4 protein-coding genes and 1 pseudogene are annotated in these 5,183 nt (G+C 66.9%); 3 read left to right on the forward strand and 2 right to left on the reverse strand.

Going from position 1 to position 5,183, the window contains the following annotated elements; genetic code table 11:
* Window positions 1–140 precede the first annotated feature (140 nt).
* Together tnpC and tnpB are read right to left on the reverse strand one after the other, a co-directional pair.
* A pseudogene (tnpC, locus tag AC1D34_RS33820) lies at window positions 141–1,412 on the reverse strand (IS66 family transposase); the annotation flags it as partial.
* A 95-nt stretch (window positions 1,413–1,507) separates the two neighbouring features.
* Window positions 1,508–1,825, reverse strand: coding sequence for an IS66 family insertion sequence element accessory protein TnpB (gene tnpB, locus AC1D34_RS33825; protein ID WP_476826600.1), 318 nt, complete (start codon window positions 1,823–1,825; stop codon window positions 1,508–1,510).
* A 326-nt stretch (window positions 1,826–2,151) separates the two neighbouring features.
* Here tnpB and AC1D34_RS33830 point away from each other — a divergent pair, with 326 nt between their 5' ends.
* The 3 genes from AC1D34_RS33830 to AC1D34_RS33840 are packed head-to-tail and all read left to right on the forward strand — an operon-like array spanning window position 2,152 to window position 5,116.
* Window positions 2,152–3,222 (forward strand): tyrosine-type recombinase/integrase, encoded by a 1,071-nt coding sequence (locus tag AC1D34_RS33830; RefSeq protein ID WP_476826601.1) that lies wholly within the window; start codon window positions 2,152–2,154, stop codon window positions 3,220–3,222.
* Window positions 3,216–4,130, forward strand: a complete 915-nt coding sequence (locus AC1D34_RS33835) for a tyrosine-type recombinase/integrase (RefSeq protein WP_476826602.1) — start codon at window positions 3,216–3,218, stop codon at window positions 4,128–4,130. Before AC1D34_RS33830 ends, AC1D34_RS33835 begins: the two co-directional genes overlap by 7 nt.
* Window positions 4,127–5,116, forward strand: a complete 990-nt coding sequence (locus AC1D34_RS33840; protein ID WP_476826603.1) for a tyrosine-type recombinase/integrase — start codon at window positions 4,127–4,129, stop codon at window positions 5,114–5,116. The genes AC1D34_RS33835 and AC1D34_RS33840 overlap by 4 nt, the downstream gene beginning before the upstream one ends.
* Window positions 5,117–5,183 lie beyond the last annotated feature (67 nt).

The following is a 5,183-nucleotide window of genomic DNA, read 5'->3' on the forward strand; positions in this document are numbered from 1 at the left end:
CAGCCACTCGCATCGCGGACTTCATCGAGGCCAGCGGTCTAACTAAAGCCGCGCTGATAGGCCGGACATATGACCGCACCGTTCCCGTGTGATGAAACCGTCTGAAAATGAAAAGCCCTTGCTTGGCGGGTCGTTCCACATATGTAGTCCATGGCCTGGGCCACGGGAGCATGGCGGGAGAGCGTGGTCCGATGCTCGCGCATCCAGGCTTCGAACGCAGCGACGAGAGGCGCACTGCGCTCCTGGCGGATAGCAAGGCGCCGGGGAGCGGCCATGCCGTTGATCTCGCGCTCGATGTCGAACAGCGCATCGATGCGGGTGACGGCCTCGAAGGCGATCGGCGAGATCGGCGTGGCGTTGCGCCCACGCCGTGCGCCGGCGGCTATGTCGGCCAGCACGAAGAACTTGCGGCGCGCATGGGCCCAGCACAGCGCCTCCAGGATCGGCCCGGGCCGGCGGTCGGGGGCGAGCAGCCGGTTATAGCCGGCATAGGCGTCGGCCTGCAGGAGGCCGATGAAGCCGCGCAGATGCTCTTCGGGATGACCGCCCGAGCGGTCGCGCGAGGCCCGGAACAAGCACCGCRGGCGGATCGGCGCCGCCGAAGGGCCGGTCGTCGCGSACATAGACCCAGGCCCGGCCGGTCTCGGTCTTGCCCTTCGCCAGGATCGGCACAGGCGTGTCGTCGCCATGCAGCCGTTCGGCTTCCATGACATGGCGCTCGATCAGGGCATGGAGCGGCCGTAGCGCCACCGCACAGGCGCCGACATGGTCGGCCAGCGTCGACAGGGGAAGATCGATGCCCTCCCGAGCATAGCGCTCGCTCTGACGGCTCAACGGCTGATGCTGSCCATACTTCTCGAACAGCATCATCGCCAGCAGGTTCGGTCCGGCATGGCCGCGTGGGATGACGTGGAACGGCGCCGGTGGTTGCGTGATCGCCTCGCAGGCCCGGCAGGAGAAGCGCCCGCGCACCGTCTGGATCACCTTCCACTGACGCGGGATCACCTCCAGCGTCTCTGTGACATCCTCGCCGAGCTTCACCAGCTTGAGCGAGCCGCAACAGGGGCAGCTCTCGGGCGCGGCAATCACGACGCGTTCGCGCGGCAGCTGCTCRGGGAAGGGCTTGCGCGCCGGCCGCTTGCGCTGGAAGGCGGCAACACTCGTCGATCGCGCGGCCGCTTCCGCCGCCAGCTCGTCCTCCGTGGCATCGGCCTCCAGATCCTCGAGCTGCTCTCCAGCTGATCGAGGAGCCTCGCCTTGCGTTCTGAGCGCGTGCCGAACAGCTCGCGCCGCAGCTTCTCGATCTCCAGCTTGAGCCGCGCGATCAGCGCGTCCGTGCTGCTGTTCGCCGCCTGAGCCCGGGCTGCCGTAGCCTCCGCCTCCAGGCGCGCGGCGCGCTCGGCCAGGATCATCGCATGGGCGGCGGCAAGGTCGGCAGGAAGCGATTCAGGAGGGGCTGGCACGTCCCGATGGAATCACATCCACCGCCTCTTGCAAGGGCTTTTCCTTAGCCCATGGCGCTCGGACGCCAGGTTCTTTGCGGCATGCGCCAATCGATACCCTCAAGCAGGTAGCCGAGCTGGGCCGGTGTGATCGTGACGACGCCATCGGCCGGAGACGGCCACAGGAAGCGGCCGCGCTCCAGTCGCTTCGAGAACAGGCAGGCGCCCTGGCCGTCATGCCAGACGACCTTGATCAGATCGCCGCGCCGGCCGCGAAAGACGAAGAGATGACCGCCATGGGGATCGTGSTTCAGCGTCTCCTGCACCACCAGCGCCAGGCCGGCGAAGCCCTTGCGCTTATGCAGAGCTCTGCATAAGCGCAATTATGCGGAGCGCAGGATTATGCGGAGTCCTGGCTGGTCGGCGTCAGCACATACGCACGATATCAAAGTGTTGTGGGCGCTCCAGCAGCTTTTGCTGTCAGCATAATTAGGTCCTCCCTGAGGTGCGCAATGCATCTCAAGGAGAGACGATATGGCCATCACGAAGAGGAAGTCGCCGAAGTCGGGCCCTATGGACGCCGGCTTCCTGACCCCTTTGATTGCAGGGTTTGGGGTCAGCCTCGCGGCTTTGGGCCAGCAGCCGCCTGACGATCAGCGGCTACACGGATTCCGCGCGGCACTTCGCGGCATGGATCCTGGATGCAGGCGTGCGGCTGGACGAGGTCGGCACGGGTGCAGTCGATCGCTTCGCCCGCCATCATTGCCAGTGCGCTGGGTCCCGGCGGTGGAAGAGCGTCTCGCCGAAGTATGCGAGGCGGGCGGGCAAGTTCGTTGCGTATCTCGTCGATCGCGGGATCGCCCCACCGCCGCCCTGTGCCGGGGCGGAGATCGTCCATCCGCAGATCTCGAACTATCAGCGATGGCTCTCGGTCCATCGCGGCCTGTCCGGCCGGTCGGTCTGGCGACAGGGCCGTATGATCAAGCGGTTGCTGCCCGCCCTTGGTGAGGATCCGCAGGCCTATAGCGCCACCACGATCCGCTCCGCGGTGCGCGCCGAAGCGCAGCGGTGCTCCCCCAGCCACATCAGGACAATGACGAGCGCGCTGCGAGGATACCTGCGCTTCCTCGCCGCGTCCGGCCTATGCCGCCCCGGGTTGGACCAGGCCGTGCCGCCGGTCCTGCAATGGCGGCTCTCGGCCCTGCCGCGCTATCTGCCGACCGCGGACGTCGACCGGATGATCGCCTCGTGCGACACCGCCACGCCGCTCGGCCTTCGCGACCGGGCGGTATTGCTGCTCCTTGGGCGGCTCGGCCTTCGCGCCGGCGACGTCTGCAGCATGCGCCTCGACGATTTCGACTGGGCCGCCGGCACGGTGCGTGTCTGCGGCAAGAGCCGGCGGGGCGTATGTCTGCCGCTGCCGCAGGACGTCGGCGACGCGGTCTTGGCCTACATCGAGAGCGGGCGGCCGGCGGTGACGGAAGATCGGCTGTTCCTGCGATCGATCGCCCCCTATCGGCCGTTCACAACGTCCTCTTCGATCGCGGGGGTTGTCGCCCGGGCCTTGCGAGAGGCCGGCGTCAAAGACCCTCCATCCAAGGGCGCCAGTCTTCTTCGTCATTCCGCCGCGACGACCATGTTGCGCGCCGGCGCGACGCTCGAGGCCGTCGGCTCCGTCCTGCGCCATCGCTCGCTCGACATGACGGCGCACTACGCCAAGGTCGATGTGTCCATGCTCGAGACGATCGCCCAGCCCTGGCCGGGAGAAGCGTCATGCTGAGTGACGATCTGGACCGGCACATCAGCCTTCACCACGCCCTCGGCTTCAAGTTCCGAACCCAGTCGCTGCTCCTGCGCAACTTTGTGGCCTACGCCGAAGCACGCGGCGATCAGGTCATCAGCGCGGAACGTATTCTGGCCTGGGCTGTGGAGGCGCCGTCGCCACAACAACGGCGCAACCGTCTCCTCGAAGTCCGCCGCTTCGCGATCGCGATGCATGCAGAGGACGGGCGGCACGAGATCCCCGCAGCCGATGCGCTCGGGCGCGGCCTGTTCACTCGCAGGATCCCCTACATCTACAGCCAGGACGATATCCGCCGCTTGATGGCCGCCGCCGCGGCGTTGTCACCGGCCGGGACGATCCGGCCCCTGACCTTCACCACCTTGTTCGGGCTGCTCGCCGCGACCGGCATGCGGATATCCGAAGCCCTCGCGCTGCGCCTCGCCGATATTACCGATGATGGCCTCATCATCGACAAGACCAAGTTCAAGAAGAGCCGGCTGCTCCCACTGCATCCGTCAACCCGACGCGCGCTCGAGGCCTATCTGGCGGTCCGGCTGCGCCTCGCCACCGAGAGCGACGCCTTGCTGATCGGCAGCACCGGCGAGGCAGTGGCCTATCCCACGGTCATCGCCATCTTCCTGCGGTTGGCGCGTTCCATCGGGCTTCGCGGATCGTCAGGCCGCGGCGGGCTCAGGATCCACGACCTGCGCCATACCTTCGCCGTGCGATCTCTTGAGGAGTGTCCCCGCAATGCCGCGGCGGTGTCCCGGCATATTGTCGCGCTGAGCACCTATCTCGGCCATGCCCATGTCACCGACACCTACTGGTATCTCCAGGCAAGCCCGGCGCTGATGACCCACATCGCCGAGGCCGGCGAAGCGCTGCAGCGCGGAGAGGTGCAATGACGGCGCTCGCCCCACCTCTCGCTGCCTTCCTCCGCGAGCATCTGCCCCGCGATCGCCGCGCCAGTCCGCACACCTGCGAAGCCTACGCCTATAGCTTCCAGCTACTGGTCACGTTCGCCGGGCGTCGGCTTGAGACGCGGCCTTCGCGGCTGGAGGTCGAACAGCTGGACGTGCCGATGATCCTGGCGTTCCTGGAACATATCGAGCAGGAGCGCGGGAACACTGCGCGATCGCGCAACGCCCGCTTGGCCGCCATCAAATCGTTCTTCCGGTTCCTGGAATACCGCCTGCCGGCCTGCCTCGATCAGGCCCTGCGAGTGCATGCGATCCCGATGAAGAAGATCGACGAGGGGCTGGTCGCCACACTGACACGGGCCGAGATCCAGGCCTTGTTGGACGCTCCGGATCCCCGCACGCTCTCCGGCACGCGGGACAGGGCGATGCTGCATCTCGGCTTCGCCGCAGGCCTGCGCGTGTCAGAGCTCGTCGGGCTCAGGGTCGATCAGTTCGACGCCAGGGCGCCGGCCAGCATCCACGTCATGGGCAAGGGCCGACGCGAGCGGATCCTGCCATTATGGCGCGAGACGGCGGCCGCGATCAGAGCCTGGCTCGCCGTCCGTCCGCAGGGCCTGGATACTGCGCTGTTCCTCAACGGCACCGGCCGGGCGATGACCCGCTCAGGGTTCGAGTACATCCTCGCCAAGCACATTGAGATCGCTACAGCCGTCCAGCCCTCCATCATCGGCAAGAAGGTCTCGCCGCACGTCCTGCGCCACAGCTGCGCGATGCACACGCTCCAGGCCACGCGTGACATCCGCAAGGTGGCGCTATGGCTCGGTCACGCTAGCCTGCAGAGCACGGAGGCCTACCTACGAGCGGATCCTTCCGAGAAGCTGGAGGCTCTGGGCGTCACCTCAGCTCCCAACCTCAGGGCCGGTCGGTTCCGACCGCCCGACAAGCTCTTGGCGATGCTCAACGGCAAGTGAAGGACCAAAATTATGCGGTGTGCTGCGCCCGGAAACCCAATCCAGTTCAGGGTCAGCCAGCCAGGAC

The organism is Allobosea sp. P1_A7 (assembly GCF_056406775.1).